Genomic DNA, 26,122 nt, shown 5'->3' with positions numbered 1-26,122 from the left:
TCCAAGAGTCTGCGGATGAGCTTAAGTCTAAGATTATTAACTTAGAAGCCTCCAAACTACTTCCGCCAATTGCTTAGCCAGTAGAGGAGGGACTGCATTTCCAACTTGGACATACTGTTGAGTCCTGTTTCCTACAAAAAAGTAGTTGTCTGGGAACGTTTGTATGCGCGCCGCCTCCCTTACAGTTAGACTCCGACACTGACTTGGATCATAATGAATAAAGTAGTGTCCGTCTTTTGAAATGTGACTTGTGACCGTACTACCCGGCTCTCCCCCAACCTGAACCCTGAATCTATCTGCGAACTTACCGCTACCGAAATTCTTGTGATTTGGCCAGAGTTCTTTGGGCAGGTTATTTGACTTAGGAGATTCAAGCATTACTTTTGCGTAGGTACTGTAGTAGAGGTATCTATGTAGATCGCTAACAATGTGACCACGAGACTCATGGTTAGTGATATATCTCCCCATTTTTTTATCTTCATACCATTGCCTCAAAGAGGGTGACATCTCCCTATGGAAACCGTTCCTCTTCTGCCCGGTCACTCCTCCAGTAGATGCCGGAGATTGGTCTAATCCCTTAAAATTCTGAAAGAACAATTCGAAGGCCTCCTTCGGAACTTGCTTGTCAAGCTTTATTCTATCAAGTGCTGGCCTCTCCAGATCTCGTATGGCGTTTTTCCAAGACTGGAAAGAATCTTCCCCCTTAGAAATCCGACTTCTAAGTTTGGGAAGATCCGAGATTACCTGTTCCACAGTAGCTTTACGAGGAGACGACTTCAAAATAAAATCTTCACCTAACGAAGGTCGCAAATCTTCTCTTACCCCCAACAGTATAACCCTATGACGCTTTTGGGGGATTCCATAGTTCTCAGCTTTTATCACGAAATCTTTTGGCTCCAGCTCATGGCTGTCAAAAAAATCTATTCCATAATCGCCTGTAACGAACGAATAAATACGGTATTTGTGACGCTCTTTGCCAGAATCAGGAGGAATATTTGCCGAACTACAAGGATTGTGTAGGTCTTTATATATAGTTTCAAAGATCAGCTTACCGTCCACCTTAGCCGACAACATACCCTTTACATTTTCCATCACGAAAACCATTGGTTGGAACTTCGCAATCACCTTCAAATACTCTTTGTAAAGGAAGTTTCTATTGTCAGCTACAGCCGAATACGCTTTATCTTTTGCGCCATAGTTTCTTGCCCTCCCTACCAAAGAGTAAGCTTGGCAGGGAGGACCACCTATTAAAATGCACTCATCTCCATCCAATGCCTCCCGGATCTTCGCATAAGTTAATTTAGCACTATCAACTCCGAGCTCTATTTTCTGCGCCTCCTGCTTAGCCTCACACAAGGCATCTTGCAACTCTGGAAGTCTGTAAAGCTCATCTTCTGGATTCTTACCCAACTCCCCTCGAAGAAAAGCATAGTAACTATCAGGAGCTTTACCATCGGGGTATTGTCGATACAATGCGCGCAATTGTAGAGTTCTATGTGCACTTTCATCTTTCTCAATGGAAATAGATATTTTGAAGCGACTTTTCCCTTTATACCTGAAAGCGGAAAATCCTTCGCCGAGCCCTCCTGGTCCGGCAAATAAATCTATCACCTTGATAGGTTTATTCATGTTTGCACAACCTTTATACTGTAGTGTAGATTACTAAGTTAGCAACCTAATTCCATGATATTAGAGTAGTTTAACCAAAGGTTAATATTCTTGATGAGCGATGTTGTAGATCATCGAACACGCTCCGTTATGATGTCGGGCATTCGTGGCAAAAACACGAAGCCAGAACTTGTCTTACGTTCAGAACTCCACAAGAGGGGGTTTCGTTTCCGGGTTCACTATAAACAGTTGCCTGGTACGCCGGATCTCGTTTTCCCCAAATACAAAGCCATTATTCTGATTAACGGATGCTTTTGGCACGGCCATGATTGTCACCTCTTCAGATGGCCTGCCACCCGCGCTCAGTTCTGGAAGATTAAAATTGAATCCAACATCCTCAGGGACCATAAAAATCTCAACAAATACAGAGAGTTAAACTGGAAAACCCTTGTAATTTGGGAGTGTGCACTAAAGGGTAAAACCGCTATTGGTATTAATCAAACCTGCGAAGTGGCTAGCCGATGGCTACAATTTGACCACTTAGATGCCGAGATCACTGGCAGCCCCCTTTCTCAACCTTCTTGACATCTCCATTTCTTCGATCAACTCTTAACCAACTCAAACGACTCACCCATTTCCCCGCCCACCTTCTTCTTTCTCCACTCAATTTTCGGTTTACCCGAACAACACCCAATTTTATAGTACTTTACAAGATCGGGGTTTGGGGTGCCACTGTGGCGAGTCATCTCTAACACCTGTCATTGAACTCCAATAGGCGGTCAACGTTGTTCTGCCAGTATTCTAGAGTCAGGTCTTGTCGGCCTTTAGCCCGTAACTCCGCCTGTTCAGGGAAAACCACCGCCAGCGGATGAGGCTTTCTACTCCTATCCCAGCCGCCGGGCTCTCTCAGGCGCTGGTCGTCCATTATGAAGCTCTTGACCAGGTACTCCTCTAGGTTTGCGGTGGCCCATTGGCGGAATTGGGTGCCGCAGGGGGGGGACTGGACACGGTAGCCCACTGCCAGAATCATAGAGAGCCTTTAGAGCTTGACCTTGCGGCGCACCTGCCTTGCGCCCTCTTGGCGAGATAATCGTCGGATTACGCCCCTGCGGGGCTAATTCGACCTACTCGGATTTGTGAGAATTGTTTGCCAAGATATAACGGGTGCTACGCCCGCCGCCCAGCAACCGTTTCAGGCAACCTTTTTCCAGCAACTCGGTCAAATCGCGGGTCGCGGTGGCCTTACTCACCCTCGCCAAAGACTGGTATTTTCGGGCATTGATGCCCTGTGCAAACTCATCTTCCGCCGCATCCAATAGACGATGCAGAACTTTGATCTGCCGTTCATTCAGCACGGTAGTGGCATGGCTTTGCCAGAATTTCGTTTTGGACAGCACCCGGTCAACGCGCAGAAGCGCCTGCTGTAAGGCCTCTTCCAACGTATCCAGAAACCACGCCAACCAGGGGGTTATATCGAGTTCACCGCGCTGGCTCTGTTCAAGCTGGGCGTAATAGGCATTGCGGCGCGCCATGATGGCCTCGCTCAACGAATAGAACCTGAAGGACTGCCGCTCGGCCTGAGCCAGTGCCCAATCGGTGACCGCACGAGTGACTCGCCCGTTACCAACATCAAAGGGGTGCAGGGTAATCACCCACTTATAGCTGATTACCACTCTCTATTGGATCATAATTTGAGCCGGTTATGGCGGGTATTCGGCTCAAAGGCCAGTTTCAACCATCGTTATACGTCGCAGGCGCCCTAGCGATGGGGTAGCATTGCGGTTTGACGCTACACACCTGCTCGCCAACAGACCGATTCGTTATGCCGACTTCCAGAATGTTCGTCCATGTCGCCGCCACCAAAGCGCTGGAAAAGTGGCTGGGCGGTACCTTTGACCGCCTGCCCAGCCCGGATGGCAAGCGGGTGGGCACTCAGCCGTTGATCACCAATGCCGATCTGGTGAGCTGGCAGTGCCATGTGATCGAGAATCGGCCCGGCAGTGGTCTTTACACAGCCATAGCGGTGGAGGCGCACAGCCGGTTCACGCTGTTGCTGCCTTATAGCCAACGCCCTTCGCCGGAGCGGTTTTGGGTTGACCTGGTGGAAGCCTGGGTGGGCAACCTGTTCGAGTTGATGGTCGAGGGCGGCTTTGTGGATGACGACCAGTTCGAACAGGTGGTGCAGAATTTCACCGAGCGCGCCGCCGGCATGGTGTATGTCCGCAATACGGACCCCAGTGTGAACGGCCACGTCACGGAAGCCGAGCAATGGGTTCGGGAGACCCTGGCACACGAGCAGGTGACCCAGCTCGACCCGGAGCAGGCGCTTGCGTTGGGGCGTTACATCAGCGACCTGCCCAAAACCGCCAAGAGCCCGAAGGGCAAAAAAGAGCGTTTCGATCCGGTGCCACGGTTTATGGACGATGGACTCTATCGCTTTGGCAGTGGCTTGGCGCCCCACCCGTTCGTCGATACGCCCGAGGGCGAATTCCCCAACCCTTATGACGAGGCATGGGACTACGATTTGGGCGGCGATCTGGCGGCCGAATTTGCCGCAGAGCTCGACGAGCTGCCAAGGGGGGACGTCTACAGGCCCGTGGATCGCGGGCTTCCGGCGAAGGATATGGCGTTTCTGACCCAAGTGTTGCGCGACTACGGTACGCCGGAGTCTCTGCCGAACATCAGCGCACTGGATGGGTTTTTAACATCCATTGCCTCGTGCCCGGAGCCAGTCATGCCCAGCCAATGGCTTCCGGTGCTTTGGGGCGGGCAGGAGCACGAGCCGAATTGGGCGTCCCAGTGGGAGGTTGAGCGTTTTTTCGGTGTGGTGTTCGAGTACATGAACCGCATCATCGATACGCTGATCAGCCACCCCGATGACTTCTATCCCCTGTTCACCGAGCCGCAAGAGGGGCGGGACGAGTATGGCGTGAAAGACTGGTGCACCGGATACACCCGAGCCATTATGGCATCCGGCGACGCTTGGGAAAGCCTACACGAGGAGTACCACTACTATCTCGGCCTGATCAACGTCTTCGGAACAGAGGAGATGTTCGAGCAAATTCAGCACGAAAGCCCCGAAAGCTTACCGACATTAGCGAACACCGTACCGGTTGCCGCCCGCAAGTTGCATGCATGCAGCCTGGATCTGCGCAGCCACTATGATCCCCCGCCGCCCGCGCAACAGCCGATGCGCGCAGAACCAAAGGTGGGGCGCAATGACCCCTGCCCTTGCGGCAGCGGTAAGAAGTACAAGAAGTGTTGCCTGCATTGAGCTCGAGACGGGCATGGCACAATTTTCAACGGTTTCGGAGTCTGCGGTGAGACACTTTAACACCCCGAATGCTATAATTAACCTAGTTGAGCCATCTTGGGAGTACCTATATGGTCCGCAAGTCCACCTCTACCACCAAAATCACCGTATCCCGCTCTCGTATTCAGAGAGCAGTGGCCAGCTCGAGCGCTATCGAGACCGGTGAAGGTACAGAGGCTATCGAGAAGCGTCTCAAGTCACCTACCCGCCGTTTCACCAAGCTGACGTTGGCACCCTAACTTCGCGTCAGATTATTTACTGATCCTCTAGTACATCTCTGATCAAGCGCTGGATATGGCGATAGTCGCCATCCCGGCCGGCCTGTATAGCTTTGAAATAAAAATCTTTATGCTCGTCCCACAAGGTGTAGTCCAAAGGCTGAGCACCCGCTTTAGCGGCCATGACATCCAGAAGTAACCGGGATATCCGGCCGTTATACCGAGAAGATTGAACAGCACTTTATTATTGGAGCCAGGCTGGTACTCCCCCTCACGGCCCGTAACATCATAGCGACTCATAAGAATTGCCTTGGCGATAATGTTGTAAGCTGACGTTTGTGCACGGATTATGGTAGGTATTTAGCCGGAAAGCCAGTCACCACTTGCTCACACAGAGGCCTCCTACTGGACACCCTGCAATATGCGCCTTCTCTGATACACTGAGTCATCAAATGTGTCGCGGAGTACCCCATGAAGCACCTACATATCGATATCGTATCCGACATAGCCTGCCCCTGGTGCGCCATTGGCTATGCCCGGCTGGACCAGGCGAAGCGGGCGCTGGCCGGGGAAATCGAATTTACCGAACAGTGGCGGGCCTTCGAGCTGAACCCGGATGACGACGCCGTTCCCGAGCCGATTCTGTCGGCGCTGGCGCGCAAGTACGGTCGGCCGGAGGCGGAGATACAGGCCGCCCAGGCGGACATGAAGGGCATCGCCAAGTCGTTGGGTCTCAACTTTGAGAAAATGCAGGAGCGCTATACCTGCAATACCTTTGATGCGCACCGGTTGCTCAAGTGGGCGGCAACCAAGGAAAAGGCCACTCCGCTGAAGAAGGCCCTGTTTGAAGCCTATTTCGGGCGGGCAGAGGATGTGTCCAAAACCGGGGTTCTGATCGGTTGCGCCAAGGCCGCCGGGCTGGATGCGGAAGAGGCACAGCGGGTGCTGGAGAGCGACGAATTTGGGCAGGCGGTGATGGAGGAGGAGCGCAGTTACCAGAACGCCGGGGTGACGGCGGTGCCGGCGTTTGTGGTCAATCAGCGTTATCTGATTTCCGGGGCGCAGGAGGCCGACACCCTGGTAGAAGCCTTTCGAACCATGGCGCAAGAACTGGACCACAACGCCCAGTAGCGCCCGGCGCCGAAGAGCGGCGGATCCGGATAGCCTCTGAGAGGTCCGGTATGGACTCCCATCATGGCCCTGTGTGAGGTTTGGGGCGAAGGTTCGTTCTAGGATGCTCTTGATAGTACGCCTCGACTTTGCGGTCGTACTCGCTCATCAGTGCGTCCCGTTTCTGCTCAAACTCATCACACGTGTAGGGCCGGCCCGTCTGCGCGTTCCACACAACGGTGGTCGTCAGTGCCTCTCTGGAGGATATACTGCGGCTTTCGTCGCGTTTGGATAAAACCGCATAGACCACGTCCATATGACAGTAATGTCCGACACCAAAGTCCGCGACCCGGTCGCCCTCAAGGTGATGAAAAGCCAATGGCCTCTGAGGTCGCTCTGTTGCGAACGAAGAAGTACAAAACATCACGCATCCCGCCGCTAACCACCATCGCATAATTTAGCTCCTCTCTTTAATCGTGCAACCGTGACAGTAGTGTACCGTTTTGGCGCATTGCGACAGCGCGCAGAGTCATCAACGCCAGCGCTTTTGAGCACCCGACTCAGACCGCTCCCGCTCTAGCAAGGATCAAGCAGGAACCAGGCCAAAAACCTTGAGGATGCTGATATCGAACGTCAATCCTCCTCAATGGCGGCGTATTGTTCGGCGATGAAATCGATCAGTGCCCGGACCGCCGGTAGTACGCCACGGCGCGAGGGAAACACGATGTGAATCACTTCCCGGACGGGGCGCCAGCCGGGCAGTACCGACACCAGTGAGCCCTGCGCCAGTTCTTCAGTGAGCATCAGCACGGGTAACTGCACCACCCCCACGCCTTTCAGCGCGGCGGACTTCAGCGCCAGCATATCGGTGGTGAGGTAACGCGGCTGATGGCGCACCTGAACCGACTGCCCCTCATCGTTTTCCAGATGCCAGATGGCCGCCTCTTCAGGCGTACCACGGTACAGGGTGGGCCAGCTGGCCAGGTCCTCGGGGGCCGCCGGCACTCCGTACCGGGAAACAAGGTCTGGACTGGCGACCAGACACTGCCCCCGGTCAGACAGGGTTTTGAGTACCAGGTCGCTGTCTTCCAGCGGCAGCGGGCGCACCCGCAGGGCCAGATCAATCCCTTCCCCGATGACATCCACCCGCCGGTTGGTCGCTTCAAGGTGAACCGACACATGGGGACACTGCGTCATGAACTTGGCCAGCATATCGCCCACATGAAAGTTTAACAGTCCGATTGGACAGCTCATACGCACGACCCCGCGCGGCTCGGCCTGCGCGCTGTCGATGACTTCCTGAGCTGCCTGCGCTTCCACCAACATCGCTTTGCAGTGCTCGTAGTAGCGCAGCCCGACGTCGGTGACCGCAAAATGGCGGGTGGAGCGATGAATCAAACGGGCATTGAGTCGCCCTTCCAACTGGGCGATTCGGCGACTCAGCTTTGATTTGGCAATGCCAAGCGCACGCCCGGCGGGGGCGAAACCGCCGTGTTCCACCACCTGCACGAAGTAGTAAAGGTCATTGAGGTCCTGCATGGTGATGGGCTCCGCCTTGGTCGTTCCACATCTGGAACGGTGAGTCGCTTTTTCTCAGTCTAGCGCCACTTCCGTTTCATTTATACCCTGAACCCAGTCAGCACATTCACGCAACGGAGGTACCTATGAAAAAGGTCATCGAGAAAACCACTTCAGGCTCCGGCCACTGGGTGGGCGACGGCTTCCCCGTGCGCTCGCTGTTCAGCTACAGCAGCCATCCGAAGACGTTGAGCCCGTTTCTCCTGCTGGACTATGCGGGGCCGCGCACCTTCTCTCCCGCCCGCAAACCGCGCGGTGTCGGTCAGCACCCGCACCGTGGCTTTGAGACGGTCACCATTGTGTATGGAGGCGAAGTGGCCCACCGGGACAGCGTCGGCAATGGAGGCGTCATTGGCCCCGGCGATGTGCAGTGGATGACGGCTGGAGCCGGCATTCTGCACGAGGAGTTCCACAGCCCTGAGTTCACAGAATCAGGAGGAGAGCTGGAGATGGTGCAGCTGTGGGTCAACCTGCCGGCGAAGGACAAAATGGCCAAGCCGGGCTACCAGGGCATTACCGCCTCACAGATCCCGAGTGTGTCCCTGCCCGACCAGGCCGGTTACGTGCGGGTCATTGCCGGTGAGCACAACGGGACGGCGGGGCCGGCGCAGACCTTCTCTCCCATGAATGTCTGGGATATCCGCCTGAACGCGGGGGCGAGCGCGTCCCTGAGTGTCCCGGAAGGTTGGACCGCCGGTGTGGTGGTGCTGCGCGGCACGGTGCAGGTCAATGGCACCGACATTGCGCGGGACGCCGAGTTGGTGGTTCTGGACACAAAAGGTACGGATATTCGTCTGGAGGCCAACAATGAGGCGATCGTGTTGCTTTTGAGTGGCGAGCCCATTGAGGAGCCCATCGTCGGCTATGGCCCCTTTGTGATGAACACGGAGGAGGAAATCCGCCAGGCCATGCAGGACTTTCAACGCGGGAACTTCGGCCAGATCGCCGACTGATCCGCATTACCGCCCCACCGCCGCGCGGTGGGTTTTTGCCGGACAGCCCGTTCTGGTTGCTCAACCGTGGAGTCGGATTACGCCCCTTGCGGGGCTAATCCGACCTACGGGTTACTGAATTTGGGTGGGGTTACGGCGGATGCGGCCTTTGGCCTTATCCGCCCTACGCAACCTCCGCAGTACCCGTAGGGCGGATCGGTCCGACGCTTCGGAGCCGTAGGCTCATCCGCCGGAGTTAGATTGAACTACTCTTCGCCGTCCAGGGTTCGGATGTAGGTGACGACATCCTTGAGGGCCTGCTCATCCGGCAGGGTGTTGGCGAAGGTGGCCATCTGCTGGCCGAGCGGGTCGCGAGGATCGCTGCCACGGGCGCCGGAGCGGTAGTTCTGCAGTTGGTTCAGCAGGTACCAGTCCGCCTGGCCGGCGAGCGCTGGAGCGCCGAGCTCGCGATTGCCCTGCCCTTCGACACCGTGGCATGAAGCACAGACGGCGTAATGCTGCTCACCGGCGCCCGCGTTGCCTTCGACGGTGGCAGCGGTTTCCCGCTGCTCCAGCTCGCTCAAGTAACGCGACAGGTCAGCGATGGGACGAATGGGCTCTGACTCGCTTTTCAGAAACTCGAGCGCCGCACGCATCGACATGCCGTTGGGGTCCCGGAAGTGAGTGCCGCGCACACCGGCGTGGAATTTCTGCAGCTGGGCCTGGGCGTACCAGTTTTCGATGCCCGCAATGGGAGGCGCCGCCTGAGCGCGATCGCCGCCGGCGTCGCCACCGTGGCAGCCTGCGCAATGCTGCTGGTAAAGCGTCTCCCCTTTGGAGGCGCTACTCCACTGTCGGAAGCTCGGCTCAAAGCCGTGTTTTTTGTGGTACTCGGCATAGGCTTCTTCCTCGACCTGCCCGAAGTTCAGGTCCAAGCCCGGAGAGCGCAGTTTGAGGGCCATTTGCGACTCACTGTCCAGCTCGTCAACCACGGTCTGAAAAGCGGCCAACTCGGCATTGCTGGGCTCGGCCCCGCGGTCGCGCCAGAGATCCAGCACCGCCAGACTCATCAACCCGAGGCGCTCGGCCGGCAGCCCGGTCCAGCCCTTCAGGGTGTCGGTCAGATCGTCCGCTTCCTCAGCGAGAAAACGTTTGGCCAGCAAATACTCGGGCGTCCGTTCGGGGCTTTCAAAGTTTTCCAGAAAGCGACCCTGGACAGTAATGTCCGAATCATTCAACGCCTGCCAGTAATGGGCGTCGTTATTCAACGCCGCGAGACTGAATGCCTGGGCGCTCCACTCATCGACCGGCAACTCGGTGCGCAAACGCAGCAACTGCTCACCCGCCTGCTCCGACGGGGCCTGTTCGGCCAGAGCCAGCATTGCCCAGAGCCGTGCGCGCGGTTCTTCATCGTCAAGGGATTTGGCCGCCAGCGCCAGATCCGCAGGCGCGGCGCTTTCGACCAATGCCTGTACCGCGTTTTTGCGGGTGGCGCCAGAGGGATGGCGCAAGGCGTTACGTACTGCCGTGTCCGACGCCTCGTCGGTGACGGTAAACGCACCCAGGCCGTGTAGCGTCCAGATGGCATGAATTGAAGCCACGTCCAGTCCCAACGAATCGCGATCCGGATTGCCGGTCAGTATGGCCCGCAGTGCCGGAATGGCATCGGTGCGCTGTTCGGTGACCAACAGGCGCTGGGCGGTCATGCGCCAGAACATATTGTCGTTGGACAGGGTGTCCACCAATGTTTCAGTGTCGGCATCGCTCAGATCCAGCGGCTCATACTCGGGGGCGTCTTTGGCCACCAGCCGGTAAATCCGGCCCCGCTCCCGGTCCCGCAGCGGGTTGACGTGGGCATTGCCCTTGCCTTCTTCGGCATCAAAACCGGCCGATTCTTTGGAGGGAATCGGGTTGTGCTGGATGATGAAGTTGTACCAGTCGGCGACCCACAAGTGTCCGTCGGGGCCCACGTCCATCTGCACCGGCGAGAGCCACTCATCGGCACTGCTCAGAATCGAACCACGGTTTTTGGCTTTGTACCCGACGCTATCGGGTTGAGCGTCGATAAAAAACTGACCGAGCAGGTGCGCGGTGGGTTCGCCCATAAAGGCGCCGCGGTTCCAGAATTTTTCCGGGAAGGTTCGCGCCGTGTAGAGGCTCAGCCCGGAACCGGCGGTGTAACGGCCGTGAAAGTCCACCTGGAGGAAGTTATAGGTAGAGGGGAAGATGTTGGGGAAGTCGTAAGCCTGGGCTGCCAGCCCCGGAACCACGTCTTCATCTTTGCCGTAAACGTAGCTGCGCCACAGAGGCACGTGGAAAACCGGCGCATTGTTGGCGGTGGAGCCGAACACCTCGAAGTCTTCACTGAACGACAGGCCCCAGGTGTTGTTATTGAACTGGCCGATCGGCTCGATGTTCGTCCCATCAAGATTCATCCGGTAGACACCATTCTGGAACGACTCACCGTTTTCATCTTCCGGCGCTTCAGAGTAGCCGACCGCGCCCCAGAGGCGATTGTCGTGGCCGTATTTCAGATTCGATGGCCCGGCGTGAGTGTCCCGGGTGCCCCATCCGGTATTGAGGACTTCGCGCACATCGGCCTTGCCATCGCCGTCGGTGTCTTTCAGGAACAGGAAGTCCGGAGCCTGGGATACCACAAAACCCCCGTTGAGCGGGGTAATACTGGTGGGCACGCTCAGCTCGTCGGCAAACACTTCACAGCCATTGGCCCGGCCGTCGCCGTCGGTATCGACACACATACTGATGCGGTCGTTGCCTCTGCCGTCTTCCGCCTGGTTGTTGGGGTAGTCGACGGACTCCAGCACGAACAGGCGCCCCTGCTCATCCCAGGTAAACGCGATGGGATTGACGATATCCGGCTCACTGACAAACAACTGCAACTCAAAACCTTCCGGCACCATGGTCAGTGCCATGGAGTCTTCCACGCTGAAGGCATCCTGAAATTTGGGCGCCGGTTCGATGCGACGATAGTTGGGAATGGTGCCCGCTTCTTTGTAGGTCGCCTCGGGAAGCGTCTCCACCAGCGCCCGGTTGGCGTCACGTTTTTCTTCACCAACGGCCCAGAGGATGCCGCGAATCAGCAGGTCATGAAATTCGGGCTGGCCCCAGGTGCGCTCATCGTGACCATAGGCGGTATAGAACACCCGGCCTTCGCCCTGCTCACGGGTCCAGGTCCAGGGTTCCTCTTCACGCTGCATCAGTACCGTGCGGTTTTCTTCGTTGTGATCGGCGTGAATGTAGGTTTCATCCCAGGTTTCAAATGTCTGGAAACCTTTCATGATCGGATGGTTTTCCTGCCCAGGAACAATGGTCGCGGTGAATTCATCGGCACCGTGACTTTCGAAGCGTCCACCGACCAGATCGACAAAGGCATCCGAGTGGCCGAAGCAGGCGCTGGCACTGTGTACCGGCAGGAAGGCGCCGCCCTCTTCCACGAAGCGCAGCAGTGCCTCTTCCCGCTCGGGCGACAGTTCGTTGTAGTTGGCGTACAGCATGACGGCGTCGACGTCGGCCAGCCCTTCATCGCTTAACCGATCCAGATCTTCCACATACTCCATGAAGATCTTTTCACGGCCCAGCGACTGATTGAACAGGGGCGCGTTGCGGTAGGACATGTGAATGCCATCCCCTTCGCGATGACCATGACCAATGAACAGCAGATTGATCACGCCGTCTTGCTCAAGCGCAGCACTGCCGACGGCGGATGATTCACGATCGTCACTGGAACAGCCGATGATCGGTAGCAACAACGCCGACAGTATTACCGTACCTAGCCGGGGCCGCCACGCGGCCCATTGTCGTTCTAATTTATTCATATTATTACCGCTATTTCACAAGTGTTGGTATCAGGCTGCCCGGCGCTTGACTGCCGCCGGGCGAGCCGGTCTCTTTGGGTTATTGTTTTTTGAACATCTCGGTGAGGCGTTATTCCACCTCAAGGGCAAACGCCGGCATGGTTTTCACTTCGCCTCCCGCCATCGCGGATTCGTGGGCGAGAATACCGACACAGGTTATGTTCGCCGACTCCACCACGTTCGGGTAAGCGTTATAGCCTTCCAGGACAGCGCGGATGAAGTTGTGCACCAGGTGCGGATGGGAACCGCCGTGACCGCCGCCCTGAGTAAAGCTCAGATGTTCGTTCTCCTCATCGTACACGCCGTGACCGGTAAAGGACTGAATTTCTTCCGGCAACAGATGGGCGTAATCCGGTACTTTGACACGCTCGGGGACTTCCGGCTCGGGTTTGCCGCGGGTGTGCATGACCGGATCTTCACCTTCAATCAGCGGCCACTCATAGGATTTCTCCGAGCCGTACACATCGAAACTCTCGCGATACTGACGGGCAGTGTCGTAAAGGGAGCGATAGATACGCGCGCCCACATCCGAGTCCTGCATCTGAATATGACAGGACTCGATGGCGAAGGGCGAGCCGTAAATTTTAGCAAACTCGTCGCGGATTTTACCGGAGCCGATGCACTGCACCTGGCTGGCCAGCTTGCGCTGCAGGCCGAGCACCGGACCGACGCAATGCGTGGCGTAGTGCATGGGCGGCATGCCCTCCCAGTAGCTGGGCCAGCCGTCCATATCCTGCTGGTGACTCGCCTGCAGGAACTGGATGCGACCCAGATCGCCACGGTCGTACATTTCCTTCACAAACAGATACTCGCGGCTATAAACCACGGTTTCCATCATCATGTAGACCTTGCCGCTGGCTTTGGTGGCTTTCACGATGCGCTCGCAGTCTTCCACGCTGGTGGCCATGGGCACGGTGCAGGCGACATGCTTACCCGCCTCCAGGGCCATAAGGCTGTGCTTGGCGTGATCACCGATCGGGGTATTAATGTGCACCGCGTCCACATTGGGGTCGGCCAGCATGGCTTCGTAGGAGGTATAACGCCCACCGGCGGGCACATCGAACTTGTCCGCCAGCTCGTTCAGGCTCGTTTCGTTGCGCTGGCACAGGGCCACAACCTCGGCATTCGGGTGCGCCTGATAAATGGGGATGAACTCGGCACCGAAGCCCAGTCCGACCAGTCCTACTCGCAGTTTGTTGTTCGCCATGATGTTGCTCCTCGTTATCGTCGATGTCGTATCAGGTCATTAGAATCAGGTGTGTGCCCACCAGTCGCGCAGGAAAGCCAGCCCCCGGCGGGCAAATTCATCCTGGGTCGGGGCGAAACGGCGCCAGATGCATACCGCTTCGGCGAGGCTGGAGGCGTCCGGCGAAAAGCTCTCGATGGACAGCTTGCCGTCATAACCCACGCTGCGCAGCCCTTCGCGCAGTCCGTCCCAGTCGCTGTTGCCATCGCCGGGCACACCCCGGTGACTGTCGGACACCTGCACATGCACCAACTGGTCACCGCACTGACGGACCGCTTCACAGAAGTCGGTTTCTTCGATATTCATATGGAAACTGTCCAGGGCAATCCCCAGGTGCGGGCTGTCCACATCCGCCAGCATGCGCCGAGCATCCTCTACCGTGCAGACCATGTCGGTCTCGAAGCGGTTGAGAGGCTCCAGGCCCAGGCGGACGCCGTAGTCACCGGCAGTGCGGGATAGTTGCTCCAGACTGGCGACCGATCGCGCCCACTCCGCATGACGCAGCTCTTCGGTAGGCAGACGGGGCTTGGCCACAGGGGCATACAGAGGACCCACCAGGCAGCGTGAGCCCAGGCCCCGGGCCAGCTTCAGGCAGGACGCGAAGTAATTCAGCGCGTGTTGCCGCACCTGAGGATCTTCAGAGCTCAAGTCGCGATCGCCCACCACGGCGGTACACACCACCGCTTCCAGCCCCAGGTCATGCAGCACTGGACGAAGCTTTTCGGGTTCGATGTGTTTGGGGTCCTCCACCGGGAACTCCACGAAATCGAAGCCCAGCTCGGCGATTTTTTGCAGCAGCTCCACCTGGTCACTGGTAAAGGGCGACGTCCACAGCCAGGTACTGGCGCCAAATTGCATATTGGTACTCCCTATTCATTAGATTTATCACTGGGACTCATGCTAGCGCTATTGAACAGCCACGGCTTGTACCTTGTCGTAAAAAAATTGTATTATTTCGACATGAAACAACTCGACGCATGGCTGGCTCAACTCGACCCCCGATACTCGGCGGCGCGCATTTTCGAGTTCACGCCCAACGTGCTGTACTTCGTCAAAGACCGCCAGGGCCACATCATGACGGGCAACCAGGCCTTTGCCGAGCGCTGCGGCTGTGCCTCCGCCGATGAGCTGCATGGCCGTCGGGATGACACCCTGTTTCCGCTGTATATGGTGGAAAAGTTCCGACGGGATGATGCCACCGTATTTGAGACCGCCGAGCCACTGCACGACCTGATTGAGCTTTTCCCGACCCGCGAGGGTCTGCCGGAGTGGTGCGTCACCCATAAAGTGCCGCTGTTTGACCGTCAGAACAAGGTGGTGGGCTTATGCGGCATCGTGCAGAGCTATGAAAGGATGCATGACCATCCTCAGAGACCGGTGTTCAAAGTGGTGGAATACATCCGCTCACATTACTCCGAGCGGTTGAGCATTCCTGATATTGCCGAGCAGTTCGGTTTTTCCCAGCGCCAGTTGGAACGCCGGTTCGTGGAAACGTTCGGGGCGAGTCCCCGCGAGTATATTATTCGGCTGCGTACGCTGATTGCCTGCGAGCACCTGCGCACGAGCAAGGCTCCCATTTCCGATGTCGCGCTGGACTGTGGGTTTTACGACCACAGCAGTTTCATTCGCCACTTCAAACGGATGCTGGGCGTCACGCCGCTGGCTTATCGCAAGCATCACAGCGGAGTGTCCGCACTGTAATACATACACCGGACAGACACCGGTTTTTTATAGCAAATCAGTGGTTCAGACCTCAGCAATATTTCCATTTCGTCTTTGCCGGTGCAATGGGCGCAAACTAGGCTTAAAGTGAAAGTGGGAATGATTCCGCTTTCTTATGGATCAAGGAGATCAAGCCTATGCGCGCATCCCATGTCTATGCCCCGCCCATGGCCCTGGTGACCACCTTTGGCCTGCTGTTACTGATGTATTCTCTGATCAACACCGACTTTGAGCTGCCTGTAGTCACCGATCCACCGAAAATCGAACCGGTGGTCATGGCCAAGCCGAAACCCATTGAAACCATCATCGAAGCACCCACCCGACCCGAGCCTCCCGCCCTGGCGCCGGAGCCGATCGTCGAGCCGGTCGTGGAGACGCAGGTAACCTCGGTCACCGAGGTCAGTGTGGCATTACCCTCGCTGTCTCGCACTGAAGCACTGACGGTTTCCACCGGCGGTGACCTGATGGCCATCGTCAAGGTCGCCCCGCAGTATCCACGCCTGGCGGCACATCGCGGCATCGAGGGATTTGTGACCGTGGAGTATACGGTCACCACCACCGGCAGAACAGCCGATGTGGTGATTGTGGAAGCCGTCACCACCGAGGGCAAAACCACATCGGTATTTGATCGGGCGGCCATTGCAGCGGCCGAGCAGTTCAAGTATCAGCCCCGAGTACAGGATGGTGTGGCCGTGGAAGTGCACGGCGTTCGAAACCGGTTTGTATTCGAGCTCGATTGAGAGTCAGTCCCACGTTCAGGCGGCACCGCATGGGTGCCGCCTGCGACGATAGGAGCAACTTTTTATGGTCTAATGGCACCTCCCTTGCGTAGCCAGTGACTCGTTCACTTTTCGATTGGAGGCTGCTTGTCAGATCTGGTATCGACCGCACAATTTGCATCCCGCTTCCCCGGCCTGGACCGCCCCCTGGCGATCGTGGACATCGAAACCACCGGCGGCAGTGTTACCCGCGACCGCATCACCGAAATCGGCATTGTCGAGGTGGATGAGAACGGTGTCCGAGAGTGGAGCACCCTCATCAACCCGGGCATGGCCATCCCGCCGACCATTCAACGCTTTACCGGGATCACCGATGCGATGGTGGCCGACGCACCGCGCTTTGAGCAGGTGGCGAAGGCCATCTTTCAGCGCCTGGAAAGAAAGGTGTTTGTGGCGCACAACGTCCGTTTTGATTACGGCTTCCTGCACAATGCCTTTGCCTCGCTGGGTTTTCCGCTCTCACTGGAGCTGCTCTGCACCGTCAAACTGTCCCGGGCCCTGTATCCGGAACACCGACGTCACAGCCTCGAGATGATCATCCAGCGCTTCGGGATTGAAACCGATGCCCGTCACCGCGCCCTGGCGGATGCCCGGGCGACCTACACGTTCCTGTGCCGAGCCGCAGCCGAGCGCTCACCCGAATTGTTTATGCAGGCCGTTCAGGCTCAGACGCGACGACCCAGTATTCCACCGGGACTGGACCCCGCCTGCCTGGACCGATTACCGAACGGACCCGGCGTATATTATTTTTACGGCGAGAACAACAGCCTGCTGTATGTCGGCAAAAGCGTGGATGTACGCAAGCGGGTGATGTCCCACTTCACCGCCGATCGCGCCTCGGCCCGTGGTATGGCGATGTGTCAGCAGGTTCGGGACATTCAGGTGCAGCCCACCACGGGGGAGTTGAGCGCCTTATTGCTGGAAGCCGAGGAAATCAAAACCCGGCAACCGCTGTTCAACCGTCGGCTGCGCAGAGTCAGCACGCTGTACACCCTGCAGTTGCATAAAGACGCACAGGGCGTATTGCGACCGGAGATCATGGAGGCACCCTCCGCCTCCCGCGATCGTCGTATGTACGGTCTGTTCCCGTCGAAAAAGAAAGCGCGCAATGCGCTGATTGATACCGGAAAGCAATTCGGCTTATGCGATCACGTCATCATCACGCCTGCACCGCTGAACAGCCCCTGTATGGGACGTCAACTGAAACACTGCAAGGGGCTGTGCACCGGGGACTGGTCAGCGGCGCAGCACAATGTGAGTCTGATGGACGCGCTCGGCAGCCTCGCGCTGAAGGCCTGGCCTTACCCTGGACCAGCGGCGCTGATTGAATATCGGAATCCGGTCGATGAAGCATCGCCCCACACGCTTTTCCTGCTGGATAACTGGTGTGTTCTCGCAACGCTGAAGGGGCGCGGCGAGCCGGATTGGGAGCAGTTGGAAACCTTACCCACCAAGGCCCACTTGTTGGACAAGGACATCTACCGCTACCTGCTCAAGGTGGTTTCGAAACCACCTCGAGAGGTTAGGTGGGCACCGCTTACACAAGGTGGTCAACCGCGGAATCGATAAACTCCACCCCGCGTCGTGTCCGCTTCCAATAGCCGACTGGGCGCCACGTCCACCGGCTGCACCGCCTCGGGTTGGTGAATGATGGGCGTTTTGATGACCGGGACCTGCAGCAGCGGATTGTCGTTTGGCGTGCCCTCCCGGACCGGCTCCAGCGCGAAGTCACCGGCCGGCGTCAGGTCCGAGTGCACCCGCAAGCGCAGGGGGCCACCCAGGGTCGAATGGACGCTCAGTTCGCTGACTTTGCCCTCACGCCAGCTCATATCGATGATAAAGCCACCCCGGGTCACCAACCCCTGGACTTCGCCGTTCGGCCAGGCATCCGGTAGCGCGGGCAACAGGTGAATGGCGCCGTCGTGGCTCTGTACCAGCATCTCCGCGATACCGGCGGTCACGCCGAAGTTGCCGTCAATCTGGTACGGCGGGTGGGCCGCAAACATATTGGCGTAAGTGCCGCCGGCCTCAAACTGGGCGCTGTCCTCGGTGACCAGCTTGATCTGATCGGTGAGCAGTTTGTAGGCGCGGTTGCCATCCTGCAGGCGCGCCCAGATACCCACTTTCCAACCCATGGACCAACCGGTGGACTCATCCCCGCGCATTTCCATGCTGGTGCGCACGGCACTGAACAGTTCCGGCGTGCGGTAAGGCGAGATCTGGTTGCTCGGGTGCAGGCCGTACAGGTGAGAGACATGGCGGTGCTTGTCTTCGGGGCTGTCCCAGTCCTGCAACCATTCCTGCAGTTGCCCATGCTGGCCGATCTGCATGGGGGGTAACCGATCGCGCAGCTGTCTCAGCTCCGCCGCGAACTCCGCGTCCTGCCCCAGCACCTCGGCCGCTTCCACAACCAGAGAGAAGAGGTCGAAGACCAACTGATTGTCCATGGTGACGCCGGCGTCGATGGCCGCCTGTACGCCATCATCCCGGTGCAGATAATCGTTCTCCGGGGAGTTACTGGGCACCAGAACCAGCCAGCCGGTATCCGGATCTTCCGTCAGTACGCTGGCGTAGAAGTGCGCGGCATCGCGCAGAATCGGGTAATGCTCGGCGAGAAAGTCCCGGTTGCCGGTATGGTGGTAACGGTAACCGATGTGCTGGCTGAGCCAGGCGGCGCCGCCCAGCCACTGGCCCCACATATAGGCCCCATCCACCTGACCGGTCATGCGCCAGATATCGGTGTTATGGTGCACCATCCAGCCGTCGGCGTCGTACAACTCCCGTGCACTCTCGCGCCCGGTCACCGAAAGGTCTTTGAGCATGCCGAACAGCGGTTCGTGCAGTTCGGACAGGTTGGTGGACTCCGCCGGCCAGTAGTTCATTTCGGCATTGATGTTGAGGGTGTACTTGCTGTCCCAGGGCGGCGTCAGTTGATCATTCCAGATGCCCTGCAGGTTGGCCGGCTGAGTGCCGGGCTGGGAACTGCTGATCAGCAGGTAACGGCCGAACTGGAAGTAGAGCGCCGCCAGATGAGGATCATTCTGCTCACGGAAGTTCGCCAGGCGCTGGTCCGTGGGCTGGTCCTCCGCCGGCGCCGGTCCGAGGTCCAGTGAGACGCGATCAAACTGATCCCGATAGGCCGCGATGTGGGCCGTTCGGAGTTCCTCGTAGGAGCGGCGCAGGCCGTCGGCCAGGTGTTGCTCGGCTCGGGCCGAGGGGTCCGCCGACACATCGTCATAGCGGACAAAGTTGCTGGCCATGACGGTGTAGACGGTCACGCTGTCGGCGCCGCGAATTCGTAACCCGGTATCGGTGCTATCCAGCGTGCCGCCCTCCAGAATCGGATTGACCAGTGCGGTAAAGCGGATTCTTCCCTCCACGCCCTCGTGGTCACCGCCCTTGCCTTCCACTCGCAGGCGCTGGTTGTCCACGGAAACGCTATGCTCCATGGGGCTGTTGAAACCCAAGTCCAGGTCCAGTTTTCCGGCCTCACTGGCGGTCCATCGGGTCACAATGACGGGGGCGGACAAGGCGGCGAAGGTCTCCCGCTGATAGGTCACGCCATCCACCTCGTAGCGGACCTGCGCCAACGCCTGACCGATATCCAGCGTGCGACGGTAGTCATTGGCCTGCTCCGGATGTTGTGGGTCGATGACCAGATTGCCCACAGTCTGGTAGGGCATGCCGTCGTGATGGGACTTGATGTGCTCGTCCGCGTAGACCTGGGCCTCCTCGTGGCGATTGGCGAGCACCAGTTCCGCGACCTTTTCCAGATGGGGCTTGAGCGAGGGCTTGACGTTATTCTGCGGGCCGCCGGCCCAGACGGTGTCCTCATTCAGTTGCAACACGGCCTGATCCACCCCGCCAAAAACCATGGCGCCGAGGCGACCGTTACCCAGCGGCAGCGCTTCGGTCCAGACCTCGGCCGGCCGGTCGTACCAGAAGGTCAGCGGTTGGGCGTCCACCGCCGCCGTATCCGGGGAGGTGGTATCGGTGGGCTGACAGGCCGTCAGCAATGACAGTGAGGCGAACCCCAACCATCGGGGCAGGGTCGGGCGATGCAATAACGACAACAGACGATTGAACATGGCAATTGACTCAAGGGTGGTTTGTTATTGGGGGTATGGGAAGACTACCGCAAATCGCACTATTTTTCATATAAGAATTCAGTTTTACTTATAATCTACCAGGAAGGCCTTGGCCGCCCGGCGACTCAAGCCGGACGGCGCTAACGATTCATTCCACCCGGTAATAATCAAAAGCGGCCCGGCCACCAGCCTGCTCGGTGGCGTAGCTGAACAGGGCGAAGCGGTAGCCCATGAAATGGGGCAAGGTGTATTCCATCGCCAGGGGCTCGCCGATTCGGGTCCACTGTTCCTGATCCAGACTGTACCAGAAGCTGGCCTGATCGCGCTGGTCCTCGAAGTCGGCCCGGATCTGGAGATACACAGTGGACTGTGTCAGGGGGATGCGCGTCTGCACCTGTTCCTGTTCGGCATTGCCGCTCACCATCACCAGCGCACGGCCAGCGGCAGACTGCTCTACTCCGACAAACCCGTAATTGGCCTGCAGTGCGGCCAGACCGGCCCGGTCACCGGAGCGCAGTTCGGAGACATCCAGAGCAACCGTGGCTCGGGATTCGGGGCCGAAGGTCCGCTGGGTGAGCGTGTTGCGGGTATCGAGCAGCCCGGAATCCACGCGCTGGTTGGTGAGGGTCAGTTGGCCGGGTTGCTCGGTGACCGACCAGCCCTTGTCATTCGGGTTGTGGTTCCACTGCCAGGCGAGCTTCAGATCGGCATCGGATGCATACTCAAATTCATCCGAGGCCACCAGGTTGTTCAGACCATCACCCGTGGCAAGGATCGGCAGCCGCTCGGGCACCTGGCCGTCAATGCCGTACTCGGGCCAGCCGTCCCGCCACTGCACCGGTACCAGATAGGGAATGCGCCCCACCGCGCCAAAGTCGCGGAACAGAAACGCATACCAGTCGCCGTCCGGGGTATCGATCAATCCGCCCTGGGCAATGCCCCGGTCTTCCAGCACAATGCGCCCTTCATAAGGTCCTGTGAGCTGCTCGGCCCGATACACCAACTGGGTGCGCATGCCACCGGCGGGCCAACTGATCAGATTGAGGTAGTACATGCCGTCTTTGCGGGTCAGCTGCGCCCCTTCGGAGGGCACCCAGAATTCATCGCCGGCGATGGCTGAGGCCTTTTCGATGAGTGTGGTGCGCAGGCCATCGGGCTTGACCGCGGTGGCGTCGGCATTGAGTTCGACCAGATGGATGTCATCGTTGCCATAGATCAGGAACACCCGGCCCTGATCAAACACCAGTGAGGCGTCGTGAAACAGCTCGTCCAGTGTGGCCCGCTGCCATTGACCGCTTTCAATATCGTCGGTGGAGAAAATATAGGTCTTGCCGGTGTGATTGGCGAAGGTGCTGACGTAAAAACGGCCCTGATGATAGCGAAGGCTGCTGGCCCAGGAGCCCTGGCCGTAGGATTGCTCACCGTTACTCAACGTGGACTCGTCTCCGTCCGACAGGGTGTCGTAGGCATAACCCAGCAGTTCCCAATCCACCAGGTTGTGGGATTTCATGATGGGCAGGCCGGGGTTCATGTGCATGGTGGTACTGCTCATGTAATAGGTATCGCCCACCCGAATGACGGAGGGGTCCGGCACATCGGCCCAGATGAGCGGGTTGCTCGCTCGCTGATCCGGCGACGACGATGAAGCAATCGCATCGTGAGCACCCTGCTCCGCACCGCGCGCTGTCTGATCGAGCGCACCGGACTGCCCACTGCAGCCGGGCAACAGCATCAGGGCGGCCAGGCTCATACCCAAGGGTTTTATCCAATTCACGTTATTGACCTCTTGTTGGTTACGTCGACTATAACAAAAAGGCCCCGGGGCGGGGTCAATCACCGCGTCCGGGGCAAGGCTCATCGCAGGGGAGAGTTACGAACCCATCAATACCGCATGCGCAACCCCAGGGAGAGACGGCGATCACTCTTGAACCAGGCGGTGGGTACCTTGTGGTTCGGGTAGTCTTCGTGATCGGAGCCGCGCACCTGTTGCAGCAGGTTGGTGGTGGTATCGAGGATGTTGCTGGCCTGCAGGCTCACCTCCAGCCCGTCCGTCAGGCGGTAGCGAATGGAAGCATCCAGGAAACCCTGATCGCTCTGCCACACCGGCAGGTTGCAGCAATCGTTCGCGGTCACCAGATATTCCGAGCGCCAGTTGTACGCGGTGCGGAAAGCGAAGTCGCCTTTTTCGTACATCAGCACCAGGTTGTAGGCATCCTCGGACATACCCTGCAGCGCATCGGTTTTCACGTAGCGTTCGGCATCGGCGTCCACCGCGCCGCCAGCGCCATCGTAGTTGGTGTTCTCGATACCCTGGTTGTAGATTTTCGTGTAGTTGGCCTGAAACCCGATACCGTCCCAGGGCGAGGGCAGGAAGTCCAGGAAGCGCTGAACGTTCGCCTCGTAGCCCCAGACACTGGCACCTTCGCCGTTGACCGGACCGTTGATGTACATATCCCGGGTGACGCCGTTGTTGGTCACCGGCACCACGGTGGTGCCGTAGGTGATGTAGTTGTCAAAGTCCTTCTGGAACAGATTGACGGTAAACATGCCGGCGCCTTCGAAGTAATACTCGAAGGTCGCGTCGTAGTTATCCGCCGTAATCGGTTCCAGATAGGGGTTGCCGGTATTGACCGAGTAACGGGGCCGCGCACCAGTCAGACGACCCTGGTCGTCATAACTGAGCTCCGGACTGGGCGTGCAGTTGGGCACCGATTCCACCGTGTCAGTTTCCTGATTGTAGGTTTTGCACTGGGCGGAGTAACCCACATCGATGCCCGGCTCGTTGATGTTGGCGGCGTAACGGAACATGCTGAAATCCGGTCTCGCCATGGCTTTGGAGTAGGCAAAACGGACAATCACATTCTCCGTCACATCCAGCTTCAGGTTCGCACTGGGCAACAGGTGGTAGTGGGTTTTATCCCCCACCACGGGCGCGATGGTGCCGTCGTGAAACGCCAGATCCTCACGGGACCCTTCAATGTGCTCGGGCAGATACACCTTGGCCGGGTTGTCAATGATGTTGCCGTTGCCGTCATCCACCGTATCGGGCATATCCGGCACCTGTTCGTTGTGCGCTTCGGCACCGATCAGGTAGCAACCACTTGAGTACGGTGTGGACGGCGGCGCTGAGTTCGGCGCGTCGGGATTATCCTGATTGCCCTCGGTCAACTCGTAGCACTCCAGTTGACTGTCGGTGAAGGAACCGTAATTGACACTGCCTTCGCTGCGGGTGTTGGTTTCCACATAGCGCACGCCAACGTTGCCCGACACACCGATATCGGTATTGAACAGCGTTGCCGCCGGACCACCGTAATTGACCATGAAGTAAGCGGCATGCACTTCTTCTTCCACCGTCAGCGTCTCGCCGGGGGTAAAGCAGGTGGAGTTGCCGTTGGCATCCAGAATTTCCTGACCCCGGGTGGGCCCTTCGGCGGAGCAGATCGGATAGAACTGACCGATCCCCAGGTTGCGGCGATCAAAGTACTCATTCACCTGACTCGGGTCGCCCAGGACCTCCGGGTCGATATAGAGAAACTCTGTGGAATCCATCACACCACCGCCCATATAGTCGTTGGGAAAGGCCCGATAGGTCAGCGAGTCCTCAGGGTCCGGGTAGCCGCCAAAGAAGGTTTCCTGCCCGGCGTAGGTCACCGAATCAATGGGGTCGGTTTTGTCGGCGTTGAAATAGGCCGCGCTTTCCCAACGACTGGTGATGCCACGGAAATTCCACGCTTCACGCACCAGTTGCTCCCGGTTGACCGTGCGCGCCCCGAAAGCGATCGACTCCACCCAGTCGGTGCCGTTCAGGTCGTACTCCCCGTCCGCCTTGAACGCCAGAGACTCCCCTTCACTGGCACTCTTGTGATCCTGAACCCAGGCGTAATTCCAGGAGTTGGGATTCTGCAGACCACCCTCCGAGAAGTTCACATTCAACGGATCCCGATACTCGATAAACGGCAGGTCACCCCTGAAGTCCGCGTACATGCCGGTGTAGCTCTGCAATGCGCCGGCGGTACCGTAGCTGTCCCGCGTGGCGTCGACGTATTGCAGATCGAAGTTGGCGCGGAACTGATGAGTGGGTGCCCACTTGATATTGATGGACGCATCCTGGGTCATGCTTTCGCTGTGAATCTGCCGGGAATTGGTTTCCATCCCCACGGCCCGCTGGTCATAGGGTTCCTCACAGTATTCTTCGAGATACTCCTGAGAGGTGCCCCAGCCACAGCCGGTGGGGTTCATCAGGGGGATGCCTTCTTCGTTCACCCCGAAGGCGGCCGCCTCCTCTTCACTGCCGCCCCACCAGCCCGGTCCGGCGGTGGGCTCACCGGCGAGAAAGCTGCGGTCCTCACGAAACATGAAGGTCTCGCCCGGCATGGGGTAGGTACCGTCCGGCCAGTCCGCGGGAATGACGTGGTCCGCCGGCTGCCCCCACAGGGCAAACAGGAAGTTCAGTGCACTGTACTCGGTGTTCACCTGCTCGTATTCCGAGCGGTTGAACTGGAAGGTGGTCACGATTTCTTCATCGGGACTCTGCCACTGGGCCGCAAAGGCACCGCCGGTGCGCTCCCGCTGATACAGATTGTCCCGCGCGGTGATAAAGGTGGGCACATAGGTCTCTTCCTGAGTGGGACGGACGGTGCCGTCGGGCAGGGTTTCCTCGAAATAGCCCGGTTCATGAATGCCCATCCGGCCTAGATAGATGCCCTCACTGCGGGTGTCCAGGCGGGAGGTGGCAATCTGCCCCAACAGGCCGAAATCCCCCAGAGCCGTCTCCCACCGATTGCTGTAGAGGCCAGAGACATTGGGGTCGAAGGAATCAGCCACCTCGCTGTAGTTGACTTCGGCGGAGCCGACCAGCATTTCGCCGTCAAAATCGAACGGTACCCGCGTGTGCAGATCGACCACGCCGGCGATACCACCTTCAATCAGGTTGGCGCTCTGGTTTTTATACACATCGACCCGGCTCATCAGCTCAGGCGATACATCTTCCCAGCTCAGGCCCCGGGAGCTGTCGGCGGAGAAGGTATCCCGGCTGTTGAATTCCGAGCGCACATGGTCCAGGCCGCGAATGACCACGCCGGACGGCTCGGCGGAAAAGTGTTGGGTGTCGTTGCTGGCGGCAAAGCGGGACACGGTGATGCCGGGCAGCCGCTGCAGTGCCTCAGCCACCGACTTGTCCGGCAGGGCACCGACGTCGACCGCTGTCACCGAGTCGACAATATTGGCGGACTCACGTTTGATATCCCGCGCGGTCTCCAGTGAAAGCCGTGCGCCCACCACGACCAATTCCTCCATGGAGGGCTGGGCCGGTTCGGCCTCCGACAGGGACGGTTCGGTGTCGGCCGTCGCATCGGCCTCTTCGTCTGATTCCTGCGCATAACCCGGGTGTACGACGGCCGAAAGGCTCAACGCCAGCACACTCGCACCAATCAGTCTGAACAAGGGTCGTCTTTCAAAGGGAACGTCCATCGCTAGTACCTACCTTGCGTTTTATGGTTATCGTTTAGCCCTGAGGCCACCGCACATACGGTAGAAACCGGAGCCCGTCACCCTGAACACCCGAATGGAAGGAATTGAGTGGGGCGACAAAAGGCGTTATAGTTATTCGTACCATATGTGATTATTATATTATTGTCAGATGGATAACCTTCAC

Annotated in this window: 17 protein-coding genes; 7 read left to right on the top strand and 10 right to left on the bottom strand. The window is 58.2% G+C overall.

Annotated features, from left to right (window positions below; genetic code table 11):
* Positions 1–36: 36 nt before the first annotated feature.
* A complete protein-coding gene (locus OOT55_RS16475) occupies positions 37–1,629 on the bottom strand; it encodes a DNA cytosine methyltransferase (RefSeq protein ID WP_265366931.1) in 1,593 nt (530 codons plus the stop codon).
* Between the two features lie 93 nt (positions 1,630–1,722).
* On the opposite strand from OOT55_RS16475, the gene OOT55_RS16470 reads away from it, so the two are divergent.
* A complete protein-coding gene (locus OOT55_RS16470) occupies positions 1,723–2,193 on the top strand; it encodes a very short patch repair endonuclease (RefSeq protein WP_265366930.1) in 471 nt (156 codons plus the stop codon).
* A gap of 163 nt (positions 2,194–2,356) precedes the next feature.
* Here the strand turns inward: OOT55_RS16470 and rhuM are convergent, their stop codons facing one another.
* Positions 2,357–2,638 (bottom strand): RhuM family protein, encoded by a 282-nt coding sequence (rhuM, locus tag OOT55_RS16465; RefSeq protein ID WP_265366929.1) that lies wholly within the window; start codon positions 2,636–2,638, stop codon positions 2,357–2,359.
* 94 nt (positions 2,639–2,732) lie between these two features.
* Complete coding sequence (locus OOT55_RS16460; RefSeq protein ID WP_265366928.1) at positions 2,733–3,281, bottom strand: Fic family protein; 549 nt, start codon at positions 3,279–3,281, stop codon at positions 2,733–2,735.
* Between the two features lie 149 nt (positions 3,282–3,430).
* On the opposite strand from OOT55_RS16460, the gene OOT55_RS16455 reads away from it, so the two are divergent.
* Together OOT55_RS16455 and OOT55_RS16450 are read left to right on the top strand one after the other, a co-directional pair.
* The gene (locus tag OOT55_RS16455) at positions 3,431–4,882 is read left to right on the top strand and encodes a UPF0149 family protein (RefSeq protein ID WP_265366927.1); all 1,452 of its coding nucleotides are present in this window, start codon (positions 3,431–3,433) and stop codon (positions 4,880–4,882) included.
* Positions 4,883–5,610: 728 nt separating this feature from the next.
* Entirely contained in the window at positions 5,611–6,270 is a 660-nt protein-coding gene (locus OOT55_RS16450) for a DsbA family oxidoreductase (protein WP_265366926.1), read from the top strand.
* Positions 6,271–6,882: 612 nt separating this feature from the next.
* On the opposite strand, the gene OOT55_RS16445 is transcribed toward OOT55_RS16450, so the two are convergent.
* The gene (locus tag OOT55_RS16445) at positions 6,883–7,788 is read right to left on the bottom strand and encodes a LysR family transcriptional regulator (RefSeq protein ID WP_265366925.1); all 906 of its coding nucleotides are present in this window, start codon (positions 7,786–7,788) and stop codon (positions 6,883–6,885) included.
* Positions 7,789–7,913: 125 nt separating this feature from the next.
* On the opposite strand from OOT55_RS16445, the gene OOT55_RS16440 reads away from it, so the two are divergent.
* Positions 7,914–8,780 carry a pirin family protein gene (locus tag OOT55_RS16440; protein ID WP_265366924.1) on the top strand — a complete coding sequence of 289 codons (867 nt, stop codon included), beginning with the start codon at positions 7,914–7,916 and terminating at the stop codon, positions 8,778–8,780.
* A 245-nt stretch (positions 8,781–9,025) separates the two neighbouring features.
* Here OOT55_RS16440 and OOT55_RS16435 read toward each other — a convergent pair whose 3' ends face one another.
* From OOT55_RS16435 to OOT55_RS16425, 3 genes are all read right to left on the bottom strand, one after another.
* On the bottom strand, positions 9,026–12,595 hold the full coding sequence (locus OOT55_RS16435) for a PVC-type heme-binding CxxCH protein (RefSeq protein WP_265366923.1): 3,570 nt from the start codon (positions 12,593–12,595) through the stop codon (positions 9,026–9,028).
* A gap of 109 nt (positions 12,596–12,704) precedes the next feature.
* Positions 12,705–13,841, bottom strand: coding sequence for a Gfo/Idh/MocA family protein (locus OOT55_RS16430; protein ID WP_265366922.1), 1,137 nt, complete (start codon positions 13,839–13,841; stop codon positions 12,705–12,707).
* A gap of 45 nt (positions 13,842–13,886) precedes the next feature.
* On the bottom strand, positions 13,887–14,738 hold the full coding sequence (locus OOT55_RS16425) for a sugar phosphate isomerase/epimerase family protein (RefSeq protein WP_265366921.1): 852 nt from the start codon (positions 14,736–14,738) through the stop codon (positions 13,887–13,889).
* 102 nt (positions 14,739–14,840) lie between these two features.
* Between OOT55_RS16425 and OOT55_RS16420 the strand changes: the two genes are divergently transcribed.
* The 3 genes from OOT55_RS16420 (at position 14,841) to OOT55_RS16410 (ending at position 17,950) form a co-directional block, all read left to right on the top strand.
* Positions 14,841–15,581: an AraC family transcriptional regulator gene (locus tag OOT55_RS16420; RefSeq protein ID WP_265366920.1), complete on the top strand. Its 741-nt coding sequence runs from the start codon at positions 14,841–14,843 to the stop codon at positions 15,579–15,581.
* Positions 15,582–15,739: 158 nt separating this feature from the next.
* Positions 15,740–16,342: an energy transducer TonB gene (locus OOT55_RS16415; RefSeq protein ID WP_265366919.1), complete on the top strand. Its 603-nt coding sequence runs from the start codon at positions 15,740–15,742 to the stop codon at positions 16,340–16,342.
* A gap of 126 nt (positions 16,343–16,468) precedes the next feature.
* Positions 16,469–17,950: an exonuclease domain-containing protein gene (locus OOT55_RS16410; protein ID WP_265366918.1), complete on the top strand. Its 1,482-nt coding sequence runs from the start codon at positions 16,469–16,471 to the stop codon at positions 17,948–17,950.
* Here OOT55_RS16410 and OOT55_RS16405 read toward each other — a convergent pair.
* The 3 genes from OOT55_RS16405 to OOT55_RS16395 all read right to left on the bottom strand — a co-directional run bounded on the left by OOT55_RS16405 (position 17,932) and on the right by OOT55_RS16395 (position 25,911).
* Positions 17,932–20,469 carry a glycoside hydrolase family 95 protein gene (locus tag OOT55_RS16405; RefSeq protein WP_265366917.1) on the bottom strand — a complete coding sequence of 846 codons (2,538 nt, stop codon included), beginning with the start codon at positions 20,467–20,469 and terminating at the stop codon, positions 17,932–17,934. The two genes, OOT55_RS16410 and OOT55_RS16405, sit on opposite strands and share 19 nt — an antisense overlap.
* Before the next feature lie 148 nt (positions 20,470–20,617).
* Positions 20,618–22,243 carry a glycoside hydrolase 43 family protein gene (locus tag OOT55_RS16400; RefSeq protein ID WP_265366916.1) on the bottom strand — a complete coding sequence of 542 codons (1,626 nt, stop codon included), beginning with the start codon at positions 22,241–22,243 and terminating at the stop codon, positions 20,618–20,620.
* A 107-nt stretch (positions 22,244–22,350) separates the two neighbouring features.
* Entirely contained in the window at positions 22,351–25,911 is a 3,561-nt protein-coding gene (locus OOT55_RS16395; protein WP_265366915.1) for a TonB-dependent receptor, read from the bottom strand.
* Positions 25,912–26,122: the final 211 nt, after the last annotated feature.

Source organism: Marinimicrobium sp. C6131 (assembly GCF_026153455.1).
Lineage (GTDB): Bacteria > Pseudomonadota > Gammaproteobacteria > Pseudomonadales > Cellvibrionaceae > Marinimicrobium.
This window is presented reverse-complemented; position numbering and strand designations above follow the sequence as displayed.